Origin of the sequence: Sphingomonas sp. S6, from assembly GCF_043498045.1 — a bacterium.
In the GTDB taxonomy this organism is placed as follows: Bacteria; Pseudomonadota; Alphaproteobacteria; order Sphingomonadales; family Sphingomonadaceae; genus Sphingomonas.
This window is the reverse complement of record NZ_JBIEOE010000001.1, coordinates 19,713-44,527: the sequence shown is the minus strand read 5'-3', so window position 1 is coordinate 44,527 and position 24,815 is coordinate 19,713. Positions and strand designations below refer to the sequence as shown.

Annotated in this window: 24 protein-coding genes; 16 read left to right on the top strand and 8 right to left on the bottom strand. The window is 66.8% G+C overall.

Features of this window, described 5'->3' with window-relative positions; genetic code table 11:
- Nucleotides 1–4: 4 nt before the first annotated feature.
- The 4 genes from ACGVWT_RS00210 to katG all read right to left on the bottom strand — a co-directional run bounded on the left by ACGVWT_RS00210 (nt 5) and on the right by katG (nt 7,181).
- Nucleotides 5–2,089: a TonB-dependent siderophore receptor gene (locus ACGVWT_RS00210; protein WP_394425024.1), complete on the bottom strand. Its 2,085-nt coding sequence runs from the start codon at nt 2,087–2,089 to the stop codon at nt 5–7.
- A gap of 65 nt (nt 2,090–2,154) precedes the next feature.
- The gene (locus ACGVWT_RS00205) at nt 2,155–4,227 is read right to left on the bottom strand and encodes a bifunctional diguanylate cyclase/phosphodiesterase (RefSeq protein WP_315462275.1); all 2,073 of its coding nucleotides are present in this window, start codon (nt 4,225–4,227) and stop codon (nt 2,155–2,157) included.
- Nucleotides 4,224–4,733, bottom strand: a complete 510-nt coding sequence (locus ACGVWT_RS00200; protein ID WP_315462276.1) for a GAF domain-containing protein — start codon at nt 4,731–4,733, stop codon at nt 4,224–4,226. The genes ACGVWT_RS00205 and ACGVWT_RS00200 overlap by 4 nt, the downstream gene beginning before the upstream one ends.
- Nucleotides 4,734–4,889: 156 nt before the next feature.
- The gene (gene katG, locus ACGVWT_RS00195; protein WP_315462306.1) at nt 4,890–7,181 is read right to left on the bottom strand and encodes a catalase/peroxidase HPI; all 2,292 of its coding nucleotides are present in this window, start codon (nt 7,179–7,181) and stop codon (nt 4,890–4,892) included.
- Between the two features lie 234 nt (nt 7,182–7,415).
- Here katG and ACGVWT_RS00190 point away from each other — a divergent pair, with 234 nt between their 5' ends.
- The 6 genes from ACGVWT_RS00190 to fghA all read left to right on the top strand — a co-directional run bounded on the left by ACGVWT_RS00190 (nt 7,416) and on the right by fghA (nt 12,919).
- On the top strand, nt 7,416–8,126 hold the full coding sequence (locus ACGVWT_RS00190; protein WP_394425021.1) for a VIT1/CCC1 transporter family protein: 711 nt from the start codon (nt 7,416–7,418) through the stop codon (nt 8,124–8,126).
- Nucleotides 8,127–8,213: 87 nt separating this feature from the next.
- Complete coding sequence (locus ACGVWT_RS00185) at nt 8,214–9,458, top strand: CaiB/BaiF CoA-transferase family protein (RefSeq protein WP_315462278.1); 1,245 nt, start codon at nt 8,214–8,216, stop codon at nt 9,456–9,458.
- A gap of 78 nt (nt 9,459–9,536) precedes the next feature.
- Nucleotides 9,537–10,649: an S-(hydroxymethyl)glutathione dehydrogenase/class III alcohol dehydrogenase gene (locus ACGVWT_RS00180; RefSeq protein ID WP_017979280.1), complete on the top strand. Its 1,113-nt coding sequence runs from the start codon at nt 9,537–9,539 to the stop codon at nt 10,647–10,649.
- A gap of 190 nt (nt 10,650–10,839) precedes the next feature.
- A complete protein-coding gene (locus tag ACGVWT_RS00175) occupies nt 10,840–11,223 on the top strand; it encodes a VOC family protein (RefSeq protein ID WP_116462323.1) in 384 nt (127 codons plus the stop codon).
- A complete protein-coding gene (gene purU, locus ACGVWT_RS00170) occupies nt 11,220–12,089 on the top strand; it encodes a formyltetrahydrofolate deformylase (RefSeq protein ID WP_315462279.1) in 870 nt (289 codons plus the stop codon). Before ACGVWT_RS00175 ends, purU begins: the two co-directional genes overlap by 4 nt.
- Nucleotides 12,086–12,919: an S-formylglutathione hydrolase gene (gene fghA, locus ACGVWT_RS00165; protein ID WP_315462280.1), complete on the top strand. Its 834-nt coding sequence runs from the start codon at nt 12,086–12,088 to the stop codon at nt 12,917–12,919. The genes purU and fghA overlap by 4 nt, the downstream gene beginning before the upstream one ends.
- A 129-nt stretch (nt 12,920–13,048) precedes the next feature.
- On the opposite strand, the gene ACGVWT_RS00160 is transcribed toward fghA, so the two are convergent.
- Both ACGVWT_RS00160 and ACGVWT_RS00155 read right to left on the bottom strand, forming a co-directional pair.
- A complete protein-coding gene (locus tag ACGVWT_RS00160; protein ID WP_315462281.1) occupies nt 13,049–13,363 on the bottom strand; it encodes a polyhydroxyalkanoic acid system family protein in 315 nt (104 codons plus the stop codon).
- A gap of 19 nt (nt 13,364–13,382) precedes the next feature.
- On the bottom strand, nt 13,383–15,866 hold the full coding sequence (locus tag ACGVWT_RS00155) for a TIM-barrel domain-containing protein (RefSeq protein WP_315462282.1): 2,484 nt from the start codon (nt 15,864–15,866) through the stop codon (nt 13,383–13,385).
- A 286-nt stretch (nt 15,867–16,152) separates the two neighbouring features.
- Between ACGVWT_RS00155 and purL the strand changes: the two genes are divergently transcribed.
- From purL to bfr, 3 genes are all read left to right on the top strand, one after another.
- Entirely contained in the window at nt 16,153–18,372 is a 2,220-nt protein-coding gene (gene purL, locus ACGVWT_RS00150; protein WP_315462283.1) for a phosphoribosylformylglycinamidine synthase subunit PurL, read from the top strand.
- A gap of 232 nt (nt 18,373–18,604) precedes the next feature.
- Nucleotides 18,605–18,775 carry a bacterioferritin-associated ferredoxin gene (locus ACGVWT_RS00145; RefSeq protein WP_081609139.1) on the top strand — a complete coding sequence of 57 codons (171 nt, stop codon included), beginning with the start codon at nt 18,605–18,607 and terminating at the stop codon, nt 18,773–18,775.
- A gap of 111 nt (nt 18,776–18,886) precedes the next feature.
- Entirely contained in the window at nt 18,887–19,399 is a 513-nt protein-coding gene (bfr, locus tag ACGVWT_RS00140; protein ID WP_116462328.1) for a bacterioferritin, read from the top strand.
- A gap of 41 nt (nt 19,400–19,440) precedes the next feature.
- Here bfr and ACGVWT_RS00135 read toward each other — a convergent pair whose 3' ends face one another.
- Nucleotides 19,441–19,815: a glycine zipper 2TM domain-containing protein gene (locus ACGVWT_RS00135; protein WP_017979288.1), complete on the bottom strand. Its 375-nt coding sequence runs from the start codon at nt 19,813–19,815 to the stop codon at nt 19,441–19,443.
- A gap of 63 nt (nt 19,816–19,878) precedes the next feature.
- Nucleotides 19,879–20,532, bottom strand: a complete 654-nt coding sequence (locus ACGVWT_RS00130) for a peptidylprolyl isomerase (RefSeq protein WP_315462284.1) — start codon at nt 20,530–20,532, stop codon at nt 19,879–19,881.
- Between ACGVWT_RS00130 and ACGVWT_RS00125 the strand changes: the two genes are divergently transcribed.
- The 7 genes from ACGVWT_RS00125 (at nt 20,531) to ACGVWT_RS00095 (ending at nt 24,814) form a co-directional block, all read left to right on the top strand.
- Nucleotides 20,531–20,719: a hypothetical protein gene (locus tag ACGVWT_RS00125; protein ID WP_315462285.1), complete on the top strand. Its 189-nt coding sequence runs from the start codon at nt 20,531–20,533 to the stop codon at nt 20,717–20,719. The two genes, ACGVWT_RS00130 and ACGVWT_RS00125, sit on opposite strands and share 2 nt — an antisense overlap.
- 203 nt (nt 20,720–20,922) lie before the next feature.
- Nucleotides 20,923–21,621 (top strand): type 1 glutamine amidotransferase, encoded by a 699-nt coding sequence (locus ACGVWT_RS00120; protein WP_315462286.1) that lies wholly within the window; start codon nt 20,923–20,925, stop codon nt 21,619–21,621.
- Between the two features lie 46 nt (nt 21,622–21,667).
- The gene (locus tag ACGVWT_RS00115) at nt 21,668–22,201 is read left to right on the top strand and encodes a GNAT family N-acetyltransferase (RefSeq protein WP_315462287.1); all 534 of its coding nucleotides are present in this window, start codon (nt 21,668–21,670) and stop codon (nt 22,199–22,201) included.
- A 59-nt stretch (nt 22,202–22,260) separates the two neighbouring features.
- Nucleotides 22,261–22,608, top strand: coding sequence for an ArsC family reductase (locus ACGVWT_RS00110; protein WP_315462288.1), 348 nt, complete (start codon nt 22,261–22,263; stop codon nt 22,606–22,608).
- 54 nt (nt 22,609–22,662) lie between these two features.
- Nucleotides 22,663–23,100 carry a hypothetical protein gene (locus ACGVWT_RS00105; protein ID WP_315462289.1) on the top strand — a complete coding sequence of 146 codons (438 nt, stop codon included), beginning with the start codon at nt 22,663–22,665 and terminating at the stop codon, nt 23,098–23,100.
- A 25-nt stretch (nt 23,101–23,125) separates the two neighbouring features.
- A complete protein-coding gene (gene panB / locus ACGVWT_RS00100) occupies nt 23,126–23,986 on the top strand; it encodes a 3-methyl-2-oxobutanoate hydroxymethyltransferase (RefSeq protein WP_116462331.1) in 861 nt (286 codons plus the stop codon).
- A gap of 105 nt (nt 23,987–24,091) precedes the next feature.
- Entirely contained in the window at nt 24,092–24,814 is a 723-nt protein-coding gene (locus ACGVWT_RS00095) for a tetratricopeptide repeat protein (protein ID WP_315462290.1), read from the top strand.
- The last annotated feature ends 1 nt before the right edge of the window (nt 24,815 follow it).

Below are 24,815 nucleotides of genomic sequence, written 5' to 3'. Positions count from 1 at the left end.
GACGTCAGCCGCTGACCCGCAGCGATAGCCGGACGTTGCGCGGCTGCCCCGGATAGATCCACACCCGGCTGTACGAGCTCTGCGCGTAGCGGGCGTCGAATATATTGTCCGCCTCGGCCCGCAGCGTCAGCTGCGGCGATACAGCATATTCGATGGCAGCCTTTGCCTTCAGATAGGCAGGCAGCACCACATAGTCGCGCTCGATCGACCCGGCACGGTCCCCTACGTAGCTCGCCCCGGCACTCACCGAGAATCCACGCCCGTCATCGTCGGTGAACCGCCCCAGCGCAAAGACCGTACCGCTGTGATCGGGCACGTTGAGCGCGCGATCGGTCGGGAAGGCGCCGTCGTCCACCCGTGCGCGGGTCCAGGCGTAATTGCCGACGATCTGCCAGTGTGGTGCAATCCGTACCGATGCGTCCCATTCGATCCCGCGGCTGCGCAGGCTACCGACCGGCGCGTTGAAAGCGGGATCGACGGGGTCGTTGGCGAGGATGCCGCGCTTGCGGATGTCGAACCAGGTCGCGGCGATATCGACATTCGCCCGACGCCCGGCCACGCCGAGCTCATATCCCACGCCACTTTCGGGCGCGAAGCCGTTGCCGTCGCGACCCGTGCCCGAGTTGAGCACGAAGCTTTCGCCCCAGCTGGCATGCACCGCGATCGCATCGGTGGCCTGGTAGCGCGCGCCGAGCCGGTAATGCATCGGCGAGCCCACCGTACGCCCCACCTGCCCCGTGTTGTTGTTTTGGATACGCTGGCGATAGGCGTCGAACCGCGCACCGCCCGACAGCGTCAGCCGGTCGGTCACATCCCACATGTCCTGCACATACACCGTGCCCGACCAGCGCTTTTCACGATTGTTCGTGAAGGGCAGCAGCGTCGGCGGCGTCTGGCCGTAAACGGGCGTGAAGACGTCGATCGCATAGGGATTGCCGCCACGCGCCGGATCGCCCGGATTGCGCCGCATCCAGCGTTCGGCATAGTCCAGCGTATAGCCCTTCAGCCCGATGCTGGGCCGATGCGCGCCGATATGTCCGGCGAGTTCGATCCGCGCGGACAGATCGTCCACCTTGAAATCGCGCGATCGCCGCTGCCGCCACAGCGTTCGCCCGCCGACCAGCCGCGACTGATCGGAGGAGAAGCCTTTCAACGTTCCCGTCCGCCAGGCGACGCCCCCGGTCACCGTCCAGTCGCCGCCCAGGTCGGCCAGCGCCGTCAGCTGGTGACGCTGGTTGCGGAAGCGGGTCTTGCCGTCGTTCGGCTCGCCGTAATAGGCATCGCGCGGCACGGCGTTCGCATTCCCGTCGAGCGCCGGAATCCCGCGATCGAACAGCGTGTCGAAGCGCGTGATCTCGCCGATATAGGTGACGCGCAGCCGCTCGCTGGGCCGCCAGGTCAGCGACGGCATCACCACCTGCCGATCCAGCCCGACGAAGTTGCGCCAGCCGTCCGACGTTTCCGCCGCGACGACGATCCGCGCGGCCAGCGTCCGCGAGACGGGGCCGGTCGCGTCCAGCTCCACCCGGCGCGTTCCGAACGATCCCAGCGTGAACACCGCATTCGCCGCCGGGACGAAATCCGGCGTCTTGCTGACGATGTTGACGCGCCCGGCCGGATCGATGTCGCCAAACAGCGCGCCTGCCGGCCCCTTCCGCAATTCGATCCGTTCGGTGGTCGCGGGATCGCGGGGTGGCCCCATGCCGCGATTGGCGAGGAAGCCATCGACGTAATATTCCCCGCCGCCATCCGGCGTGCCCAGGAAGCCGCGGATCGCGAAATTGTCCATGACGCCGCCGCGGTTGTTCTGGTTGCTGACGCCGCTGACCAGTTCGAGCGCGTCCGACAGGCGATAGGCCCCGGCGGCGGTGAGCAGGTCGCGCTCGATCGATCGGCTCGACTGCGAGAGCGTGCGGGTCGCGATGTCCGACGACAGCGTTCCGTCGCCGCGCGCCCGGCGTGTGCCGAGCACGACGATATCGCCGCTGCCGACGGCGACGTCATCCGTATCCTGCGCGGCGGCGGGCGTGATCGGCAGGCAGGCAATCAGCGGCGACAGGCAGGCGGCAACGCGGGATCGAAGAAGCAAAATACATTCCAGTGATGTTGTAACGTCCCAATGTTGAACCGTGCCGGACCTGTCAACCGTCCTCCTTATGCCGCGTTGGGGGTCGCCGCCTGCTGCCGGAAGTCGACGACAACCGGGGTGGCACCGATCGCCATCGTCCGCCGCACCTCCTGCGGATCCGCCAAAGTGCGCGACGGCCGGCCGACCAGGAACCCCTGCACGCTGGCGCAGCCTTCGCGCGCCACGATGGCGAGCTGCGCCGGCCGCTCGATCCCCTCGGCCAGCACCGGCATCCGCAACAGGCCGCCGAGCGCCGTCACCGATCGCAGGATCGAAATTGCCTGATCGTCATATTCCAGTTCGGCGACGAAGGACGCATCCAGCTTGATGCAGTCGAACGGGAAGGATCGCAGCACGTCGATCGACGAATAGCCCACGCCGAAATCGTCGAGGACGATCGACACGCCCATCGCCTTCAACGCATGCAGCTGTTCGAGCGCGAACCGGCGATCGTGGATGATCGCGCTTTCGGTGAGCTCCAGCACCAGCCGCGTCGGCGACAGACCGCTGTCTTCCAGTGCAGACCGCACCGTCATCACCAGACGCGGGTCGGACAGGTGCTTGGGCGAGAGGTTGACGGACACCGGATACCGATTGGGCCACAGCGCCGCTTCGAAACACGCCTGGCGCAGGATCCAGATGCTCAACGGCACCACCTCGCCGCTTTCCTCCGCCAGTGGGATAAACTCTGCCGGCGGGACCATGCCGCGCAGGGGATGGTTCCAGCGCACCAGCGCCTCATATCCCTTGATCTCGCCCGTCTCGGTCGACGCCTGCACCTGGAAGTGCAGCTCGAATGCGCCCTTGTCGAGCGCACGCCGCATATCGACGACCAGCTCACGCCGGGCGCGCACCGCATCGTCCATCTGCGCATCGTAGAAACACGGTTCGCTGGAATGGATCGACTTGGCGCGGTACATGGCGAGATCCGCCTTCGCCAGCAGCGCGTCGGCATCCCATCCGTCGCGGACCGCGAGCGCCACGCCGATGTTCGTGCCGATCGAGGCGGTGAAACGGTCGAAGACGAAGGGCGCGTCAAAGATCGCGCGCAGCCGATCGAGAAAGTCGGTCAGCTCCTCGGCCAGATCGTAGGAGATCACCGCCGCAAATTCGTCGCCGCCCAGACGGCTGATACATTCGTTCGGCCCCAGCGTCGCGGTCATCCGCGCCGCCAGTGCCATCAACAGCTGATCACCCGCCAAATGGCCATAGGTGTCGTTCACCACCTTGAACCGCGACAGGTCCATCATGACGACGGCCATGCACAGATGCCCGCCCTTGCGGTTGAACCGCCGGTCCAGCTCCTCGTTGAAGCTCATGCGGTTGGGCAGGTCGGTGAGCCCGTCGTACAGCGCCATGCGACGCAGCCGGCGGTAGGATTCACCCTTCGTATGCCCGTCGATCAACGCGCTGATCGCGGCGCACCCCACGATGATGAGCGATGCGACCGCGGTCGCCACCGCCAGCGCGTTCATGGTCGGTAGCGACAGACCGTCGCCCAAACGGATGACGGTGATATGCATCGCCGCCATCCCGCTGAAATGCAGCGCCACAACGCCCAGCGCGAGCAGGCTCATCGTCCGCAGCGCACCCGCACGCCCGGCTTGCCGCGCGCGTGCGAAGGCGGCGGCGCTCAGCCCGACCGACAGCAGCACCGACAGTGCGACCACCGGCCAGGTCCAGGTGACGATGCCGTCGACATGATAGGCCGACATGCCGAGATAGTGCATCAGCGCGATCGCCCCGCCGATGACGCCGCCGCCCATTATTCCCGCGCCACGCCGGGCCGAAGCAGCCAGCGCCAGCCCCGGCGCCGCCATGCCGATCGCGACGAGCAACGAACTGAGCGTCTGCATCGGATCGAGCACCACCGGCACCGACGCGCGATAGGCCATCATTGCGACGAAATGGGTCGCCCAGACCATCGTGCCGGTCGCGACCGCAGCCAGCATCACCCAGCCCGCCCGGCTGTAGCCGTCCGCCGAACGGATACAGTGGAAAAGCTGCACGCTGGCCGCCGCGCCGACCAGGCAGACGAGCACCGCCAGCAGGACGAGGCGCAGGTCGTGCTGCGCGAAGCATAAGGCGACGTCGGTCATGCGGCCCTCACCCCCCGTGCGCCGCGGCGCCCTTCCATCACCAGCGAGACCTGTCGAGCCAGGCCGACGAGATAGGCCTTCTGATCCGCCGATGCGGGCGGACGCGGCTTGACGTCAGCGACGCAGAGCGCGCCGATCTCGATACCGCCGATCAGGCGAAGCGGCGTGCCGATATAGTAACGGATGAACGGTGCCCCGATCACCGGGGGTAAATTGGCGAAGCGCGGATCGGCGGCGGCGTCGCAGCATTCCAGCACGTCCGAGACGTCCAGCGTCAGGGTACAAAATCCGTCGCGTCGCGGCAGACAGCCGACGTCGACGCCGCGGGCCGTATGGATCGCCTGAATATCGTCGTAGATCAGTGACAGGGCCGCGATGGGGGCGGCAAAGCCCTGCTGCGCAGCTTCGACGTGGCGATCGAGCGCCGAGGCCGTCGCCTCATCCCCGCCGGTCAGGCCGCGTACGGCGCGCGAACGGAGGCGTTCACGGAAGAGGTTCGTCAGCATCGATTGTCGGGCGCTCGGTGGGTCATCTGTCCGTGCGCATGTGGGCCCTAAAGGGTTAAGATGACGTCAGCGTAAAGCACCCGTAATGGATTGGATTATCCTCTGTTTTGAGGCGATTATCGGGGGCAGGCAGCCCACCCCCGATCACCGGCCACGTTATTGATGCACGTCGTACCGATCGAGCATCATCACCTTGTCCCACACCGCCACGAAATCGCGGACGAAGCGTGCCTGGCCATCGGCCGCCGCATAGACTTCGGCGATCGCGCGCAATTGCGAATTGGCGCCGAAGATTAGGTCGCAGCGCGTCGCTTCGAACCGGGCATCGCCGCCGTCGCGGGTGACCAAGCTGAAGCGCGCTCCCTGCTCGTCCGCCTTCTTCCATTCATAGTCCATGCTGGTCAGCACGGTGAAGAAATCGTTGGTCAGCACGCCGACGCGATCGGTGAAGATGCCGTCGGACGATCCGTCCCAATTGGCGCCCAGCGCGCGCAGGCCGCCGGTCAGCACCACCCATTCGGGCGCGGACAGCGCAAGCAGGTCTGCCCGGTCTAGGAATAGCTGTTCGGGCGACAGGTCGGCGACGTTCACCGCGTCGAAGTTCGGATCGACATAGTTTCGGAAGCCATCGACCACCGGACGCAGCCATTCGAAGCTGTCGGCGTCGGTCAGCGCGTCCGTTGTGTCCATCCGACCGGGGGTGAACGGAACCTCGACAGCCGCGCCGGCTGCCGTCGCCGCCTGCTCGACCGCGACGCAGCCGGCGAGCACGATCAGGTCGGCGAGCGAGACCGCCTTGCCGCCCGAGGCACCGTCGGCGAAGTCCGTCGCGACGCGTTTCAGGCTGTCGATCACCGGACGGGTGCGCGCGTTGATCGCCCAATCCTTCTGCGGCGCGAGCGCGATACGCGCGCCGTTGGCGCCGCCGCGCTTGTCGCTGTGCCGGAAGGTCGACGCCGCGGAAAAGGCGGTGAAGGCCAGGTCCGACACCGAATGTCCCGCCGCCAGGATCGCCTGCTTTAGCGCGGCGATGTCGGCGGCATCGACCAGGGGATGGTCGACCGGCGGGATCGGATCCTGCCACAGCAGATCGTCCTCGATCGTCCGCTCTTCGCCCAGGTAACGCTCCTTTGGCCCCATGTCGCGATGGGTCAGCTTGTACCAGGCCTTGGAGAATTGCTCGGTGAAATAGGCGAAATCGGTCAGGAAGCGCTCGCAAATCGGGCGATAGACGGGGTCGACCTTCAGCGCGATGTCGCTGGTCATCATCATCAACGGGTGCGTCTTGCCCGCGATATGCGCGTCGGGGGTGTGCGGCGCGCTCTTATCGACCGGAGTCCATTGCAGCGCGCCCGCCGGGCTACGCGTCTGTTCCCATTCGAACTTGAACAGGTTTTCGAGGTAGCTGTTGTCCCATTGCGTCGGGTCGGGCGTCCAGCTGCCCTCGATGCCGTTGGTCATCGTGAACTCGCCGACGCCGGTACCTTCGGGATTGTGCCAGCCGAGGCCCATCTGCTCGATCGGCGCCATTTCGGGCGGCGCGCCGATGCGGTCGGCCTTCACCATGCCGTGGCTCTTGCCGAAGGCATGGCCGCCCGCGATCAGCGCTACCGTCTCCTCATCGTTCATCGCCATGCGGGTGAAGGCGATGCGGATGTCGCGCGCCGACGCCATCGGGTCGCCGCTGGCGTAAGGGCCTTCGGGATTCACGTAGATCAGCGACTGGTGCGTCGCGGCGAGCGGCTGTTCCAGGTCGTAATCGGCATCGCCGTTCTGCCCGCGCCAGCGCTTGTCGCGATTGACCATCTCGTCGAACGACTTGACCGTCGTCATGTCGACGACCTCGGGCCCCCAATAGGTCGCGTCGTCCGCTTCCCACGCGTCATGCCGGCCGCCGGCGAAGCCGTAGGTGGGGAAACCCATGATCTCCAGCGCGCAATTGCCGGTCAGCACCATCAGGTCCGCCCAGGACAGCGCGGCGCCGTATTTCTGCTTGATCGGCCAGATCAGCCGGCGCGACTTGTCGGTGTTGCCATTGTCCCACCAGCTGTCGATCGGGGCGAAGCGCTGCATCGCCTCGCCCGCGCCGCCGCGCCCGTCGGCGATGCGATAGGTGCCGGCCGAGTGCCACGCCATGCGGATCATCTGCGGGCCGTAATTGCCATAGTCCGAGGGCCACCACGCGACCGAGCTGGTCAGGAACGCCTTGATCTCCGCCTTCAGCGCCGGAAGGTCGATCGCCTCGAACGCAGCCTTATAGTCGAAGTCCGCATCCAGTGGATTGGCGCGCGGGCCGTTGCGGTGCAGCTGTTCGACGCGCAGGCGGTTGGGATACCAGTCCTGCAACGTCGGCTTGCTGGTCTGCGCGCCCCCGATCCGGTCGCCGCCAAAGGGACATTTGCCGGCAAGAACATCCTTATAATCTTCCATGAACACGCGCTCCAGCATCCGCCATTGGGTGAAACAGGAGCGCAGCCGGGCGATGCGAGGAACCCGACGTGCCACAGGTCGAGCCTGATCCACATCAAGCCGAAACGAGGAAGTCGCCGCGCCGTTGCCTGAAATTTAATTTAGATTTGTCCGCCCCCGCCTCTGCTATCGGCTGATGTCTCAACAGATTGGCTCGACGCTGTGACGGCGCTGTCCGTATAACCGTCATCGTTTAACCGAGGTGCCTGCCCGATGACCGACATGCCGCATGCCCCCAGCGAACATCACTTGGTCCACCGCACCGGCTGGCTGCGCGCGGCGGTGCTGGGCGCCAATGACGGCATCATTTCGGTATCGAGTCTGGTCGTCGGCGTTGCCGCCGCGCCGGGCGCTAGCGCCGCGACGATCCTGCTCGCCGGCGCGGCGGCGCTGGTCGGCGGCGCACTGTCGATGGCGGCGGGCGAATATGTCTCGGTCAGCTCGCAGGCCGATACCGAACATGCCGATTTGACACGTGAAGCGGCCGAGCTGCACCGCAATCCGGAAGCCGAAACCCGGGAACTCGCCGCCATCTACGTCGGCCGCGGCGTCGCGCCCGCGCTGGCGCAGACGGTGGCCGAACAGATGATGGCGCATGACGGGTTGGGGGCGCATCGCCGTGACGAACTGGGGCTTGCCGACGACGGCGGATCGCGCCCCGTCCAGGCCGCGGTCTTTTCCGCCGCCGCCTTCACCTCTGGCGCGATCCTACCGGTGGTGATCGCCGCGCTGGCGCCCCGTCACCTTGCGGTGATGGTCGTGCCGGTGGTGGCGATCGTGCTGCTCGCCATCCTGGGGGCGATCGGCGCCAAGGCCGGTGGTGCTCCGCAGGTTCGCGCGGTGGTGCGCGTCACGGCGCTCGGTGCGCTGGCGATGGCCGCGACGGCGTTGCTGGGGCATCTGCTCCCCGTGGGCGCGCTCTAACCCTTTGCAGCACGACGCGCGGTCGCTAGCGCTTCCCCGATACATCGCCGGCACCGAACCGGCGGAGGGACGCGAGAGGACCGCCACATGGGTGCGCTGACGGGATTGAGGGTGCTCGACATGAGCCGCGTGCTGGCGGGGCCATGGTGTGCGCAGACGCTGGCGGATCTCGGCGCGGAGGTCATCAAGATCGAACACCCCCGACGGGGCGACGATACGCGCGAATGGGGGCCGCCCTGGATGGCGGACGCGGATGGCATGCCGACGCGCGAAGCCTCGTATTTCCAGTCGGCGAACCGCGGCAAACAGTCGGTCGCGATCGATATCGCCTCCCCGCAAGGACAGGCGCTGATCCGCGCGATGGTGCCGCAGTGCGACGTGTTGATCGAGAATTACAAGGCGGGATCGCTGGCGAAATACGGCCTCGATTATGACAGCCTGCGCGCGCTCCACCCCGGCCTGATCTATTGTTCGGTGACCGGCTTCGGCCAGACCGGCCCCCGTGCCGCCGAGCCGGGCTATGACTTCATCATCCAGGGCCTCGGCGGACTGATGAGCATCACCGGCGAGCGCGACGATCTGCCCGGCGGCGGCCCGCAGAAGGTCGGTGTCGCGGTGTCGGACCTGATGACCGGCCTGTATTCGGTCATCGCGATCCAGGCCGCGCTGCTGCACCGTGCGACGACGGGCCTCGGCCAGCATATCGATATGGCGCTGCTCGACGTGCAGGTTGCGATGCTGTGCAACCAGAGCCAGAATTACCTGACAACGGGCAAGGCGCCCGGCCGGTATGGCAACGCCCACGCCAATATCGTGCCCTATCAGGTGTTCCACGCCGCCGACCGCGACTTCGTGATCGCCTGCGGCAATGACTCGCAGTTCGTCGCGCTGTGCGATGCGATCGGCCTGCCGGATCTTCCACGCGATCCGCGCTTCGCGCGCAACCCCGATCGGGTCGCGAATCGGGACGCAGTGGTCGAACGGCTCGCCGCCCATTTCCTGACCGACAGCGCCGATGCGTGGATCGCGCGCATCCATCCCCGCGGCGTGCCGGTCGGCGCGATCAATAGCATCGCGCAGGCGCTCGACGAACCGCAGGTCGCGGCGCGCAACATGCGCGTCACCATCCCGCACCCGCGCAACCCCGACTTCGAAACGATCGGCAGTCCGATCAAATTGTCCGGCACGCCAGTGACCTACGATAGGCCGCCACCGATGCTGGGCGAGCACACAGCCGCGGTGCTGGAGCGGCTGGCAGGCGTCGACGCCGCGACCCTGGCCGCGCTGACCGCCGCTGGCGTCGTCGCGGTGCCGGCGGACCCGATGGCCTGAGCCCTGCCCTTTCGCTTGCTCCCGCCGCCTGTCCCGCGATAACCCCGCCGCGATCAATCCCTCCGGAGCAATAGCCCCATGAAAACCCGCGCCGCCGTCGCCTTCGAAGCGAAGAAGCCTCTCGAGATCGTCGAGCTCGACCTCGAAGGCCCGAAGGCGGGCGAAGTCCTCGTCGAAATCATGGCGACCGGCATCTGCCACACCGACGCCTATACGCTCGACGGCCTCGACAGTGAGGGGCTGTTCCCCAGCGTGCTGGGCCATGAAGGCGCCGGCATCGTCCGCGAACTGGGCGCGGGCGTGACCAGCGTCGAGGTCGGCGACCATGTCATCCCGCTCTACACGCCCGAATGCCGCCAGTGTAAATCGTGCCTCAGCCAGAAGACCAACCTGTGTACCGCGATCCGCGCGACGCAGGGCAAGGGGCTGATGCCCGACGGCACGACGCGCTTCAGCTACAAGGGCCAGCCGATCTTCCATTACATGGGCTGTTCCACCTTCTCGAACTTCACCGTGCTGCCCGAGATTGCGGTCGCCAAGATCCGCAAGGACGCGCCATTCGACACCAGCTGCTACGTCGGCTGCGGCGTGACGACGGGCGTCGGCGCGGTCGTCAACACCGCCAAGGTGCAGGTCGGCGACAATGTCGTCGTCTTCGGCCTGGGTGGCATCGGCCTCAACGTCATTCAGGGCGCGAAGCTGGCCGGCGCCAAGATGATCGTCGGCGTCGACATCAACCCGGATCGCGAAGAGTGGGGCCGTCGGTTCGGCATGACCCACTTCCTCAACACGAAGGGCATGAACCGCGAGGCGATCGTCGCGAAGGTGGCGGAGCTGACTGATGGCGGCGCCGACTATAGCTTCGATGCGACCGGCAATACCGAGGTGATGCGCACCGCACTGGAATGCTGCCACCGCGGCTGGGGCACCAGCATCGTCATCGGCGTCGCCGAGGCGGGCAAGGAGATCAGCACGCGCCCGTTCCAGCTGGTCACGGGCCGCAACTGGCGCGGCACCGCCTTCGGCGGCGCGCGTGGGCGGACGGATACGCCCAAGATCGTCGACTGGTATATGGACGGTATGATCCAGATCGATCCGATGATCACCCACCGCCTGACACTGGACGAGATCAACAAGGGGTTCGACCTGATGCACGCCGGCGAAAGCATCCGCAGCGTGGTGATTTATTGAGCCCCACTGCAGCCAACACTCCGTCACCCCGGACTTGTTCCGGGGTCCACTCATCCGCGGGGGCTAGGCAGGAAACGCAGGCCGCCCCCCTCGCCGCGGAGTGGATCCCGGAACAAGTCCGGGATGACGGGGACGAAGAAGGCCGCGGCACCAGCCCCCACCAATCAAGCAGAGAGAGAGGAAAACCATCATGTTCAGCCACGTCATGCTCGGCGCCAACGATATCGACGCTTCCAAGGCCTTCTACGACGCGACGCTCGGCGCGCTCGGTATCGCGCCCGGCCGCGTCGATCCAAAGGGGCGCGTGCTCTACATGCACCCGGGCGGCATGTTCCTGCTGACCAAGCCGATCGATGGCGAACCCGCCTGCCACGCCAATGGCGGCACGATCGGCTTTGCGGCGAGCAGCCCGGAACAGGCCGATGCCTGGCACGCCGCGGGTGTCGCCAATGGCGGCACTGCGATCGAGGATGCGCCGGGCGTGCGTGAAGCGCCGTTTGGCAAGCTCTACCTCGCCTATCTGCGCGATCCCGCGGGCAACAAGGTGTGCGCGCTGCACCGCGTCGCGGCATGACGGAGCGCCGCGCGGTCCAGATCCTCACCTTGGTGTGTCAGGACCGCGTCGGCATCGTCGCGGCGGTATCGGGGGCGCTCGCCGGGATCGACGGCTTCATCCTCGACAGCCAGCAATATGCCGATCTGGACACGGGGCGGTTCTTCATGCGCGTCGCCTTCGTCCGCGGCGGCGACCGTTACCCGGCGGAGGCCGAAGCGCTGCGGGCGGCATTCGCGCCCGTGGCGGAGACGTTCGGCTTCGACTGGAGCCTGGATGCCGCAGATGCGCGCCCGCGTGTGCTGATCGCAGTGTCGAAGGGCTCGCACTGCCTGAACGACCTGTTGCATCGCTGGCGAACGAAGACGCTGCCGGTCGACATCGCCGGCGTCGTTTCGAACCACGACAGCTTGCGCCCGCTGGTCGAATGGCACGGCCTGCCCTGGCACCATTTGCCCGTCGATGACGCGAGCCGCGATGCGCAGGAGGCCGCGATCCTGGCGCTGATGGCGGAGGCGCGGGCGGATTACCTGATCCTCGCGCGCTACATGCAGGTGCTCGGCCCCCGCCTCGTCGAGGGGCTGGAGGGACGCTGCATCAACATCCATCACAGCTTTCTGCCCGGTTTCAAGGGCGCACAACCCTATCACCGCGCGCATGCCCGCGGCGTCAAGCTGATCGGCGCGACCGCACATTTCGTCACCACCGACCTCGACGAAGGGCCGATCATCGAACAGGCGGTGGAGCGTGTCGACCATCGCGCCAGCGTCGATGAGCTGATCCGCATCGGCCGCGATATCGAGGCGCAGGTGCTCGCGCGCGCGGTCGCCTGGGTGGGCGAGCGGCGCGTCTTCCTCAACGGCAACAGGACGGTGATCTTCCGATGACTTTACAGACGGTGTCGACCGCCAAGGCGTTCGGCGGCACGCAGGGTGTCTATACGCACGCGTCCGCCACGACGGGCACGCCGATGACCTTTTCGGTCTATGTGCCCCCGCATGACGATGGCGCGACGCTGCCCGTCGTCTGGTATCTGTCGGGCCTGACCTGCACGCACGCGAACGTGACCGACAAGGGTGAGTATCGCCGCGCTTGCGCCGAGCTGGGGCTGATCTTCGTTGCGCCCGACACCTCGCCCCGCGGCGACGATGTCGCGGACGACGACGCCTATGACTTCGGCAAGGGGGCAGGCTTTTACGTCGATGCGACCGAGGCACCCTGGGCGCCGCATTTCCGCATGTGGTCCTATGTCACCGAGGAGCTGCCGGCGCTGATCGGCGCGCATTTCCCGGCCGACATGACGCGCCAGTCGATCATGGGCCATTCGATGGGCGGCCATGGTGCGCTGACGATCGGGCTTCGCCACGCGGACCGGTTCAAGGCGGTGTCGGCGTTCGCGCCGATCGTCGCCCCGTCGCAGGTGCCGTGGGGCGAGCAGGCGCTGGGCGGCTATCTGGGGGCGGATCGCGCGGCCTGGCGCGCGCATGACGCGGTTGCGTTGATCGAGGATGGCGCGCGGGTGCCGGCGTTGCTGGTCGATCAGGGTGATGCGGACCAGTTCCTCGTCGAGCAGCTGAAGCCGGAACTGCTGGCCACGGCGTGCGCGGCGGCGGGGGTCGACCTGACGCTCCGGATGCAGCCGGGGTACGACCACAGTTATTATTTCATCTCGACCTTCATGGCCGATCATCTCGCCTGGCACGCGGCGCGGCTGTAGGCCGAAGCTGCCTCAATACCCCGTCACCCCGGACTTGATCCGGGGTCCCGCTTTTCAACTGCCCGCGGACGAAGCGGGACCCCGGCTCGAGGCCGGGGTGACGGCGTGGTGGGATTAGATCCCGCGACGTTACGCCGCAGGCTTCGCCAGCATCTTCTCCGCGCTCGTCTTCACGAATTCGGCGATCGGGCCGGACATCATGCTGAGCATCATCGGCACCTTCACCGTGCCGGCGATCCGCGCATCCTCGATGTCCATCTTCGCCTCGACGCTCTGCCCCATTGCGATGATCGTTAGCGTCAGCGCGTCGGTGCCCGTCCAGTGATCGGATACGGTGCCGCCGCCGGGGATATGCTGCGCGAGCTTGGGCAGGCCCGCCTGGATGCGCGCGCGCGCCTCGTCGCGGCCGAGGCTGTGGGGGATGTCGAAGGGGATGGTGGCCATGGATGCTCTCTCGTGACGGTCAGCGGCGGGCGATCGTGACTTCGGCCGCCCGACGCTGATCGGGCAGGACGAAGCTGAGCGTACCCGCCGTCGCGTCCGACTGCGCTGCGATGGTCCGGCGTGCAAGCGAAACCGCGCCATCCCCCTGCCAGCCGTGGACGACGACGCGCAGCTGCTTCCACCATGGCGCATAGCGGCCCTGCCGTGCGCCGAAGCCCAACGTCAGGCCGTTGGGCGTCATGGTGCAGGTCATGCCCTGCCGCAGGAAGACGCCGCGCGTGAAGGCCATCGAATGGCCGTCGTCGGCATACAGGTCGCCGCGGCAATCGGCGCCCGGATAGACGTCGAGCTGGAGCGGGCCGGACGGCGTTTCCGCCGTGCTCTGCACGAGTGGCTGGCGCGGCAAGATGGTGCCGGCGCGCACGAAGACGGGCAGCGTCTCGATCCGCGGCGTCACGCGCACCTTGTCGCCATGTTCGGTCGCCTGCCCCGTCGCCTGCGTCGCCGACTGGATCGGGCCGGCATCCGCCGCTTCGGGCGTGCCTGCCCGCTGCCCCGTCCAGTAATCGTACCAGCCACCCGCGGGCAGGCAGACGTCATAGGCCTGCGGCTGGTCGGGATGCGGCGCGGGCGCGACGAGCAGCGAGCGCCCCACGGTGAACGCCCACGACTGGTCGCACGACATCCGCATCGCCGAGGGATAGTCGTAGAACACCGGGCGCAGGATCGGATCGCCGGCGCGCGCATTCTGTTCGGCGAGCGCGTACAGATACGGCATCAGCCGGTAGCGTTCCTCGACGAAGCGACGGCGGATCGCGAGGTGATCGGGTCCATCGACCCAGGGCTCGGCGCGCGGCGTGCCCTTGGCGGCATGGTCGCGGAAGACCGGGTAGAAGGCGCCGATCTGGAACCAGCGGGTGAGCAGCTCGGGGCTCGGCCCGCCCGCGAAACCGCCGACGTCGGCCGCGCCATAGGAAAAGCCCGACAGCCCGAGGTTGATGATCTGCTGGATCGACAGCTTCAGGTGATCCCAGGTCGCGAGATTGTCGCCCGTCCAGGTCACCGCATAGCGCTGCCCCCCGGCATAGCTCGCCCGCGTCATCACGAGGGCGCGCTCGTCGGGCAACAGCTTGCGCAGGCCGTCATAGGTCGCGCGCGTGTTCTGCATGCCGTAGACATTGTGGATCTCGGCATGCGTAGCGGTGCGCGGCATGAAGCCGTCGCTGTCGATGCGGTGCACGACGTCCGTTGGCATCGTCTTGGTCGGCGTGTTGAAGATCGCCGGTTCGTTCATGTCGTTCCACGCGCCCGCGACGCCCATCTTGACCTGATCGGCGAACAGCGTGCCGTACCAGTCGCGCACCTTGGTCTGCGTGAAATCCGGGAATACCGACGGCCCCGGCCAGACCGGCCCAACGTAGACGGAGCCGTCGGCACGGTGGACGAAGGCATCGCGCTTGGCGCCCTCGTCATAGGGGCGATAGCCCTGGTCGGGCGCCTGAGCGACGTGCAGGTCGGTGATCGTCACCACCTTGAACCCGTCGCGCTTCAGGTCGGACAGCAGCCCCTTCATGTCCGGGAACGCCTTGGTATCGACGGTGAAGGGCCGGTTGCGATCCTGCCAGTCAATGTCGAGCCACAGCACGTCGGTCGGCACGCGCTCCTGCCGCAGCCGCGCAGCGACGCCGCGCAATTCGTCCGCCGTCATGTAGCTGTAGCGCGACTGCTGATAGCCCAGCGCCCATTGCGGCACGAGCGGCGCCTTGCCGGTCAGGTCGGTGTAGCGGCGCACGACCTCTGCCGTGGTCGGGCCGGCGATCAGATAATAGTCGATGGGACCGTCCGGCGCGCCAAAGGCCAGCCGCGTGTCGTCGCGATGGCCGAAATCGAACCAGGCGCGCGTCGTGTTGTCGAGGAACAGGCCATAGCTGCCCCCCACTCCGCCGACGCCGATGAAGAACGGGATCGATTTGTAGATGGGGTCGTCGCCGCTGCCGAAGCCGAACGCGTCGGTATTCCAGTCGACGAAGCTCTTGCCGCGGCGATCGAGCCCGCCGGTCTTGTCGCCCATCCCAAAATAATGCTCGGCCTGCGGCATCGTCTTGGCGAGTGCGAAGCCCTTGCCGTCGAAAGAGACGGGTGCGGCGTCTTCGGAGATGAGGTTGCCGGCGAGATCCTCGACGCGCAGGCGACCGTCGGCGCGGAAGCGGACGCGTAGAGCCTTGGTCGTGAAGCCATCCGCGGCGGGGGTGACCGCGACATGCTGCGCGCGCGTCTTGGCATCGACGGCCCAGCTCGCATCCTCGGGCATCGCCGCCCCGCGACCGACGCGGATGCGCAGGATCGAATCGGTCAGCGCTACGACCCGGATCGTGGCGCCAGCGATGGCGACATCGGCACCGTCTGCGCGCGCAGTTACGGCAGGCGCCGCCTGTGCGAAGGCGGTGGCCGGCACGGTCGCGGTCGCAAGGGCGGTCAGGGCCAGCAACATCGTGGCGCGCATGTCAGATCTCTCCCGGTATTATGCGCAAGGCTGTGCGCAGTGGCGCGTCGCGAGGTCAACCATTCGACCGAAGGCATACGTATGCAGCCCCCCCCTCCGTCACCCCGGACGTGTTCCGGGTCCACCGGGCCACGAGGGAAGGGCAAGAGGCTCAGGCCAATCCCCTCGCCGCAGAATGGACCCCGGAACAAGTCCGGGGTGACGGAGGATGTAGGGTCACGTTCCTCCACACTTCCCCTGCCTCAGGAGGTGACGAACCTCCCCCATCCCGCTAAGGGCGCGGGCCATGACCGAGATCACGCCCCAGATCGTCGCCGACCATGGCTTGTCCGAGGAAGAATATGAGCGCGTCCTGCACGCGCTGGGCCGCGAGCCCAACCTCGTGGAGCTCGGCATCTTTTCGGTCATGTGGTCCGAGCATTGCTCGTATAAATCCAGCCGTATCCACCTGAAGAAGCTGCCGACCGAAGGCCCGCAGGTGATCTGCGGCCCGGGCGAGAATGCCGGCGTCATCGATATCGGCGACGGTCAGGCTGCGATCTTCAAGATGGAATCGCACAACCACCCCTCGTACATCGAGCCGTATCAGGGCGCAGCGACCGGCGTCGGCGGCATCCTGCGCGATGTGTTCACGATGGGCGCGCGCCCCGTCGCCAACATGAACGCGCTGCGCTTCGGCCGGCCCGATCATCCCAAGATGCGCCACCTGATCAGCGGCGTCGTCCACGGCATCGGCGGCTACGGCAATTGCGTGGGGGTGCCGACGGTCGGCGGCGAAGTGAATTTCCACCCGGCCTATGACGGCAACATCCTGGTCAATGCGATGACCGTTGGCATCGCCGATCAGGACAAGATCTTCTATTCGGCCGCCAGCGGCGTCGGCAATCCGATCGTCTATGTCGGGTCAAAGACCGGCCGCGACGGCATCCACGGCGCGACGATGGCGAGCGCGGACTTCGGCGAGGATGCCGACGCCAAGCGCCCGACCGTGCAGGTCGGCGATCCCTTCACCGAAAAGCTGCTGATCGAGGCGTGCCTGGAGCTGATGGCGACCGACGTGATCGTCGCGATCCAAGACATGGGCGCGGCCGGCCTCACCTCGTCGTCGGTCGAGATGGCGTCAAAGGGCGGCGTCGGCATCGAGCTGGTCATGGACGACGTGCCGCAGCGCGAGACGGGGATGACCCCGTACGAGATGATGCTCTCCGAATCGCAGGAGCGCATGCTGATGGTGCTGAAGCCCGGCCGCGAGGCCGAGGCGGAAGCGATCTTCCGCAAGTGGGAACTGGACTTCGCTGTCATCGGCCACGTCACCGACACCGAGCGCATGGTCCTGAAGTTCAAGGGCGAGACGGTCTGCGATATCCCGCTCGGCCCGCTCGCCGACGAAGCGCCGCTATATGACCGCCCGCACGTGCCGACGCCCAAACCCGCGCCGCTCGCCGACGCTCCCGAAAGCGACGACATCGCGCGCGACCTGCTGACGTTGATGGCCTCGCCCGACATCGCCAGCCGCCGCTGGATCTGGGAGCAGTACGACCACATGGTCGGCGCCGATACGGTGCAGGCGCCGGGCGGCGATTCGGCGGTGGTCCGCGTCCATGGCACCGACAAGGCGCTGGCGATCACCACCGATTGCACGCCGCGCTATTGCTTCGCCGACCCGGTCGAGGGCGGCAAGCAGGCGGTCGCCGAAGCGTGGCGCAACCTGACTGCAGTCGGCGCGACGCCGCTCGCGATCACCAACTGCCTGAACTTCGCCAATCCGCAGCGGCCCGAAATCATGGGCCAGATCGTCGGCTGCCTCGAGGGCATGGGTGATGCCTGCCGCGCATTGGACTTCCCGATCGTGTCGGGCAACGTCTCGCTCTACAACGAATCGAAGGCGACCGGCGGCGGTTCGGCGATCCTGCCGACCCCGGCGATCGGCGGCGTCGGTCTGCTGAAGGACTGGACGAAGAACGCGACGATCGCGTTCAAGGGCATCGGCGACGTCATCCTCGTCATCGGTACGCGCGGCGGTCATCTCGGCCAGTCGGTGTGGCTGCGCGAATGCCATGGCCGCGAAGAGGGCCCGCCCCCGCCCGTCGACCTCGTTGCTGAGCGCAAGACCGGCGACCTGATCCGCGACGGCATCATTAACGGCCAGCTCTCTGCGGTGCACGACGTGTCCGACGGCGGCATTGCGGTGACGCTCGCCGAAATGGCGCTGGCCGGCAACATCGGCGCGATGATCGACCGCAAGCAGCCGTTCGGCTGCGCGGCGTCGTTCTTCGCCGAAGACCAGGGCGTCTATGTCGTCACCGTCCACGATCATGCGCTGCTCGACTTCCTGGGCGCGGCGCACGCGGCCGGCGTCGAGGCCGAGCCGTTGGGCCGGACCGGCGGCAAGCGCCTGATCTTCGAACGCCCGGACCGCGACGACGTGGTGGCGATCGACGATCTGCGCAGCGCGCATGAGGGCTTCTTCCCCAAGCTGATGGGCGCGGACGCCGTGCTGGCGTAACTCCGCTTCATACCGTCATTGCGAGCGCAGCGAAGCAATTCAGAGCCGGATCAGGACGCCCTGGTTTGCTTCGCTGCGCTCGCAATGAGGGCGAGCTCCCCGTCGGCAAAACCGACTGCCCACCGACACAAATTGCGACGAACCGAAGCCCAGCGACTGCGAATCACTCGCAGACAGACTTGCGACCGTTTCGCATTAGCCCTATCCAAGGGGCGAAAGCGAAGGAGCGTCCATGGTCGTCTGCGTTTGCAATGCCATACGGGAATCCCAGGTCCGCGACGCGGCCCGCAACGGGTGCCGTACCGCGTGCCAGGCGTATCGGTCGCTCGGCTGCCAAGCGAAGTGCGGGCAATGCGTGATGGTAGCGCGAGCCATTATCGACACCGAGCGCGCTGCTGCCTGACGTTCGCAGCGGCAAAAACCGCAGATTTCCGCCATTTTTTGCCTTGCCGTATCCGCCATACGGCGCCTACACCCCCGCCCACGACGTTAGCGGAAGGCGAAGGATATGGCAGTGAAAGGCGACCCCAAGGTCATCGAATTTCTGAACGAGGCGCTCAAGAACGAGCTGACCGCGATCAACCAATATTGGCTCCATTACCGAATGCTCGACCATTGGGGCGTCTACAAGCTCGCCCAGTACGAGCGGATGGAATCGATCGATGAGATGAAGCATGCCGACTGGCTGTCGGAGCGCATCTTGTTCCTCGATGGTCTGCCCAACTTCCAGCTTCTGGGTCGCCTGCGCATTGGCGAGACCGTGGAAGAAGTGCTGAAGTCCGACCTCGCCATGGAAATGGAAGCGGTCGAGCAGCTCAAAGGCGCGATCGCTTATTGCGAGCAGGTCAAGGATTACGTCAGCCGCGATCTCTTCACGCGTATTCTCGCCAGTGAAGAAGAGCATGTCGATACGCTGGAGCGGCAGTTCGACATGATTGAGCGGATGGGTATTCACAATTACGTGCAGCTCAACTCGATCAGCGAGCATGATTCGCCCAAATCGGGCGCGGCACCGCATCTCGGCTGAGCGCGTTCGGGGCGGGCATCGCGCCCGCCCCGTCCGTTACTTTAGCGGCACTTCACGTTGCCGCGGTCGATCGAGCGGCCGAGCACCGCGCCGCCACCGGCGCCGAGCAGCGTGCCGAGCGTGCCGCCGCCGACCAGATTGCCGAGCACGCCGCCACCGACTGCGCCGACCACCAAACCGGTCGTGCCGTCGCTGCGCCGGCAATAGGCGCGACCGTCACGCCCGCGATAGATGCGGTCGTTGCGGCCCAGGCGCCGTTCGCGATACCGGCCTTCGCGATAATGATCGGCGGGTTCCCACCGGCCGTCCCGATCGCCGTTCCAGCGATAGTCGCCGCGCTGCGCGATCGCCGCGCCCGTCGTCACCGGCGCCACCATCGTCACCGCGGCCAGCGCCGCAAGCCATGCCGTCTTCATCGTCAACCTCCTGCAAGACAAGGCGGATCAAGCGCTTGGGCGGTCGGATGGTTGCGTGCGCGGCTACTTGCGACGGGCGGGATCGGCTTGGGTCTTCACCAGCCACGGCTTGACGATACCGGTCGGACGCGGCGTGCCGGTCAGGCGTACCGCGCGAACCAGCTTGACCGGGCGGAGCAGCAATTGCCCGCCCATGCCGCCGCCGGTGGGCTGCGCCAGGATCCGCTTCAGCACGGGCATACCCGACACGACATGGCCGAAGGCGGCATAGCCCTGATAGCTGCCCTTGGCGTCCATGCTGGGCATCGCGCCGATCGTGATGAAGAAATTCCCGCCTGCCGACCCGGCATCCGCGCGCCGCGCCATCGAGATCGTGCCGTCGGTATGCTTGATCCCCGTCATCGCCGTCGTCTCGAGCGGAAACGGCGGCAGGATGCGGCGCGCGTCGGTGCGAATCCCACCCTGGACGAAGCCGTAAGTCGGCGCCTGCCGGTTCCGTGCCGATCGATAGAAGGTCATGCCGTCGAATCGCCCGTCGTCGACATAGCCCATGAAATTGGCGACCGTGCGGGGCGCGTGCCGCGCATCGAGCGCCAGCACGACCGGGCCATAAGCGGTTTCCAGCCGGACACGCACGATCGCCGGTTCGCGCGGCGGTGCAGCGGAGCCGGCCGACGCGAGCGCTGCGACTGCGAGAAGAGCATGGAGAAAGCGCATGATAAACCCTGCTTTGCAATGGTCGGCCGAGGCGGGATCAGCCACCATCGCCTATGTGATACCGATAACGATTGCGCGATACAAAAGCGCGATTGCACGTTTTGCACTTGCGACAATCCGTGCTGCGATGCACAAAGACCGTGCCTTTCAGGCATCCTCTCCTAAAAACTTTCCGGCCGGTCTCTGACCGGCCTTTTTTTTGGCCGCGATCCGGCGTACGGGTGCTGCGCCTCAACCGCGCCGTCAATGAGATATACGGAGCGGAGCCAGCCGGTAAAACCGGCACCGGTGTGGTCGGGGTGCGGGGGATCGAGTCCAACCGGCGTATCCGGACTCTCCCCCGCCCTTCCTTTTCCCAGCAAGCGATGCGCTGTTGCGGGAGCGACTGCCATGCATATCGGCATCCTCGAAACCGGCGCACCGCCGGGCGATCTCGCCGCGGAGCACGGCACGTACGCCATGATGATGGCCGCGCTGCTGGGGCCGACGCACCGTTACACGCGCTACGACGTCCGCGGCGGTGACTTGCCCGGTTCACCGGACGCCTGCGATGCCTATGTCGTCACCGGATCGGCGGCGGGGGTGAACGACGGCCATGGCTGGTTCGAATCGCTTGCCCAGTTCCTGCGCACCGCGCGTGGCAAGGCACGGTTGATCGGCATCTGTTTCGGCCATCAGGCGATCGCGCATGCCTTCGGCGGCCGAGTGGTGAAGGCACCGCAAGGCTGGGGGCTAGGCCTGCCCCGCTATGACCTTGTAACGCCGATCGCGCGCCTGGGGGACAGCGTAACCGCCATGGCCTCGCATCAGGATCAGGTCGTGACACCGCCGGAAGGTGCCGATGTGCTCGCATGCACGCCGTTTACGCCGTGCGCTGCCCTATCCTACGCCGACGGCGATGCGCTGACGCTGCAATTCCACCCCGAGTTCGACGCCGCCTACGCCCGTGCGCTGATCGCCGCCCACACCGCGCCCGATATCGATGCGACCTTGCGCAACCGGGCGACACGCTCGCTGGACGGCCCCAGCGACAATGCCGCGATCGGCGCGTGGCTCAACCGCTATCTGGCGAGCGGATGCGCCGCCTGACGGCGACAGGCTGGCCGCTTTTTCCAAAAGATTATACGGCCGGACGATGGACACACGCCCCCTTCCCGATCGGCCCCTGCTCGTCACTGCGCGCCTGGTCCTGCGCCACCCGCAGCACCGCGACACGGATGCGATCGTCGCGGCGATCGGCGATCGGGATGTCGCGCGCCGATTGGCGCGCGTGCCGCATCCTTATGGGCCCGAGGATGCCGCCTTTTTCCTGGACCGGATCGTCCCGCATGAATGGGTGTGGGCGATCACCCGCAAGCACGATGACACGCTGATCGGCGCCATCGGCCTGACGCCGTCCCCGACGCCGGATGTCGCCGAACTGGGCTATTGGCTCGGCCGTCCGCACTGGGGGTCGGGACTGGCGACCGAGGCCGCGCGGGCGGTCCTTGCGTTCGGGTTCGACACCCTCGCGCTGCGGACGATCACATCGGGATATTTCCTGTCGAACCCCGCCTCCGGCCGGGTTCTGGAAAAGCTGGGGTTCGTCGAGACGGGCCCGGCCATGCGCCCGTGTCTGGTCGAGGGCGGCGACGTGCCATCGATGGAGGTACGGCTGTCGCCACACTGACGGCTTCCGCTCCGCGACCGACACTGGCAAAGGCCGGGCCGACCACGATGGAGACGACGTTGCCCCTTATCCTCTACGGCATCCCCAATTGCGACACCGTGAAGAAAGCGCGCGTCTGGCTGGATCAGGCGGGCGTGTCGTATCGCTTCCACAATTACAAAACCGACGGGGTCGATGAGGGCCGACTGCGGCACTGGGTTGATACGCTTGGCTGGGAAATCCTGCTCAATCGGGCGGGAACGACGTTCCGCAAACTGCCCGACGCCGACCGCGCCGACCTGGATGCGGACAAGGCGGTGGCGCTGATGATCGCGCAGCCCTCGATGATCAAACGGCCCGTGCTGGAGGGCGACGGCGTGCTGCTGGTCGGCTTCAAGCCCGATGCGTGGGCCGCCGCGCTGGGGTGACGTTGCGTCGGAGGGCTTGGCGCGGCATCCTGCTTTCAAAAGAGGGGGGATGCGATGACGCGCGGCAAACCGACGATACCTGTGTGGTTCACCATCGTTGCGATGGTCCTGGTCATCTGGGGCGCGGTGGGCGTGTTCGCCTGCGTCCAGCAGATCCGCCTCGGCGCGGAGGCGATGGGGCCGGCGGACGCCTATTACCGACGGCTCTATGCGAGCTTCCCGAGCTGGTACAATGGCGTCTACGCCATTGCGACCGGCAGCGGCCTTGCCGCCGCGCTCGCGCTGGTGCTGCGGTCGGCGCTGGCCCGGCCGCTGTTCCTCGTGTCGCTGGTCGCGGTGATCGTGCAGTTCGGCTGGCTGTTCGTCGCGACCGACATCATCGCGGTGCGCGGCGCGGCGCAGGTCGTCCCCTTCCCCGTCTTCATCGCCGCCGTGGCGCTGTTCGGCGTCTGGCTGTCGGGTCATGCGCGCCGGCGGGGATGGATCGGTTGAGCCAAGGCGCGTAAGGCGTGCTGCCATGTCCACGACCTACACGATCGACACCGCGACCAGTCGCGCGAATCCGACGCCGGCGCTGCGCAAGCGCCTGACCGTCCCCGCGATCCGCCAGCGGAAGGGGGCTGAGCCGCTGGTGATGCTGACCGCCTATACGGTGCGCACCGCACAGTTGCTCGACGCGCATTGCGACATGCTGCTGGTCGGCGACAGCTTGGGCCAGGTGATCTACGGCCTGCCCTCCACCGTGCCCGTCACGCTCGAGATGATGGCGGCACATGGCGCGGCCGTGGTGCGCGGCAGCGCGCATGCGGTGGTCGTCATCGACATGCCCTTCGGCAGCTACGAAGCCTCGCCCGAAAAGGCGTTCGAAAGCGCCGCGTGGCTGCTCAAGCAGACCGGCGCGGCTGCAGTGAAGCTGGAAGGCGGCGCGGCGATGGCGTCCACCGTCCGCTTCCTGTCCGAACGCGGCATTCCGGTGATGGGCCATGTCGGCCTGACGCCGCAGGCGGTGAACGTACTGGGCGGCTATGGCGCGCGGGGGCGGACCGAGGCGGAGGCGGAGAAGATCGTCGGCGATGCCGTCGCCGTCGCCGAAGCGGGCGCCTTCGCCGTAGTGATCGAGGGCGTGATGGAACCGATCGCGATTCGCATCACGCAAGAGATCGCCTGCCCGACGATCGGCATCGGTGCGTCGGCGCAATGCGACGGGCAGGTACTGGTCGCCGAGGACATGCTGGGCCTGTTCGAACGCACCGCGCGCTTCGTGAAGCGCTACGACGACATGGCCGGCCGCATTTCCGCCGCAGCCGAAGCCTATGCCGGCGAGGTACGGGCGCGCAGCTTCCCCGGCCCTGAGCAGATCTATCCCGCCAAGGGATGATCGACGCGCAGGCCGACAGCCTGCGTGACCTTTTGTTTCCCGGCGGGCGTCGCTAAGAGTGCGCGCCAGTCTTTATCGTCCGCCCTTTATCGTCCGGAGCCCTCCTTGGCCCTTACGCCGCAAAACAATGATGCGTTCCTTCGCGAAGTCGACGACGAACTGCGCCGCGACCAACTGCTTACCTTCTGGGAACGCTATGGCCGCTGGACCATCGTGGCGATCGTCGCCGCCCTCGCGGCGTTCGGCAGCTTCCTATATTGGCAACACCGCCAGACCGAAGCGGCGGGCGTGCAGGGAGAACAATTGCAGGCCGCCTACGACCAGCTCGGCAACGGCCAGCCCGATGCCGCCGCCAAGGCGCTGGCGCCGATCGCGCAGACCGGCCGTCCCGGCTATCGCGCGCTGGCACAGATGACCGAGGCGGACATCCTGCTGTCCAAGAAGCAGGACAAGGCCGCCGCCGCCAAGTTCGCCGCAATCGCCGCCGACGCTAGCGTCGCGCAGCCGTTCCGCGATCTTGCGCTGATCCGCCAGACTGTCGCCGAATATGACACGCTGAAGCCGCAGGTGGTGATCGAACGGCTGCGGCCGATCGCCGTGCCGGCCAACGCCTATTTCGGCAGCGCGGGCGAACTGGTCGCGATGGCCTATCTCGACAGCGGGCGCCGCGACCTTGCCGGCCAGATGTTCAGCCAGCTCGGCAGCACCGACAGCGTGCCCGAGACGATCCGTCAACGCGCGGTTCAGATGGCCGGATCGATGGGGGTGGATACATCCGCCGCCAAGGTTCGCGTCGTCACCCCCGCCAGCGCCGCGACCGCGCAATAAC

Excerpts from the sequence above, each read along its gene's own strand:
- panB (WP_116462331.1), top strand. The coding sequence starts at position 23,126 with ATGTCCACGACCTACACGATCGACACCGCGACCAGTCGCGCGAATCCG.
- ACGVWT_RS00145 (WP_081609139.1), top strand. The coding sequence starts at position 18,605 with ATGGTCGTCTGCGTTTGCAATGCCATACGGGAATCCCAGGTCCGCGAC.
- purU (WP_315462279.1), top strand. The coding sequence starts at position 11,220 with ATGACGGAGCGCCGCGCGGTCCAGATCCTCACCTTGGTGTGTCAGGAC.
- ACGVWT_RS00135 (WP_017979288.1), bottom strand. The coding sequence starts at position 19,815 with ATGAAGACGGCATGGCTTGCGGCGCTGGCCGCGGTGACGATGGTGGCG.
- ACGVWT_RS00180 (WP_017979280.1), top strand. The coding sequence starts at position 9,537 with ATGAAAACCCGCGCCGCCGTCGCCTTCGAAGCGAAGAAGCCTCTCGAG.
- ACGVWT_RS00175 (WP_116462323.1), top strand. The coding sequence starts at position 10,840 with ATGTTCAGCCACGTCATGCTCGGCGCCAACGATATCGACGCTTCCAAG.
- ACGVWT_RS00115 (WP_315462287.1), top strand. The coding sequence starts at position 21,668 with ATGGACACACGCCCCCTTCCCGATCGGCCCCTGCTCGTCACTGCGCGC.
- ACGVWT_RS00205 (WP_315462275.1), bottom strand. The coding sequence starts at position 4,227 with ATGACCGACGTCGCCTTATGCTTCGCGCAGCACGACCTGCGCCTCGTC.
- ACGVWT_RS00185 (WP_315462278.1), top strand. The coding sequence starts at position 8,214 with ATGGGTGCGCTGACGGGATTGAGGGTGCTCGACATGAGCCGCGTGCTG.
- ACGVWT_RS00190 (WP_394425021.1), top strand. The coding sequence starts at position 7,416 with ATGACCGACATGCCGCATGCCCCCAGCGAACATCACTTGGTCCACCGC.
- fghA (WP_315462280.1), top strand. The coding sequence starts at position 12,086 with ATGACTTTACAGACGGTGTCGACCGCCAAGGCGTTCGGCGGCACGCAG.
- katG (WP_315462306.1), bottom strand. The coding sequence starts at position 7,181 with ATGCTGGAGCGCGTGTTCATGGAAGATTATAAGGATGTTCTTGCCGGC.
- ACGVWT_RS00125 (WP_315462285.1), top strand. The coding sequence starts at position 20,531 with ATGATAAACCCTGCTTTGCAATGGTCGGCCGAGGCGGGATCAGCCACC.
- ACGVWT_RS00160 (WP_315462281.1), bottom strand. The coding sequence starts at position 13,363 with ATGGCCACCATCCCCTTCGACATCCCCCACAGCCTCGGCCGCGACGAG.
- ACGVWT_RS00105 (WP_315462289.1), top strand. The coding sequence starts at position 22,663 with ATGACGCGCGGCAAACCGACGATACCTGTGTGGTTCACCATCGTTGCG.
- ACGVWT_RS00200 (WP_315462276.1), bottom strand. The coding sequence starts at position 4,733 with ATGCTGACGAACCTCTTCCGTGAACGCCTCCGTTCGCGCGCCGTACGC.
- ACGVWT_RS00120 (WP_315462286.1), top strand. The coding sequence starts at position 20,923 with ATGCATATCGGCATCCTCGAAACCGGCGCACCGCCGGGCGATCTCGCC.
- purL (WP_315462283.1), top strand. The coding sequence starts at position 16,153 with ATGACCGAGATCACGCCCCAGATCGTCGCCGACCATGGCTTGTCCGAG.
- ACGVWT_RS00130 (WP_315462284.1), bottom strand. The coding sequence starts at position 20,532 with ATGCGCTTTCTCCATGCTCTTCTCGCAGTCGCAGCGCTCGCGTCGGCC.
- ACGVWT_RS00155 (WP_315462282.1), bottom strand. The coding sequence starts at position 15,866 with ATGCGCGCCACGATGTTGCTGGCCCTGACCGCCCTTGCGACCGCGACC.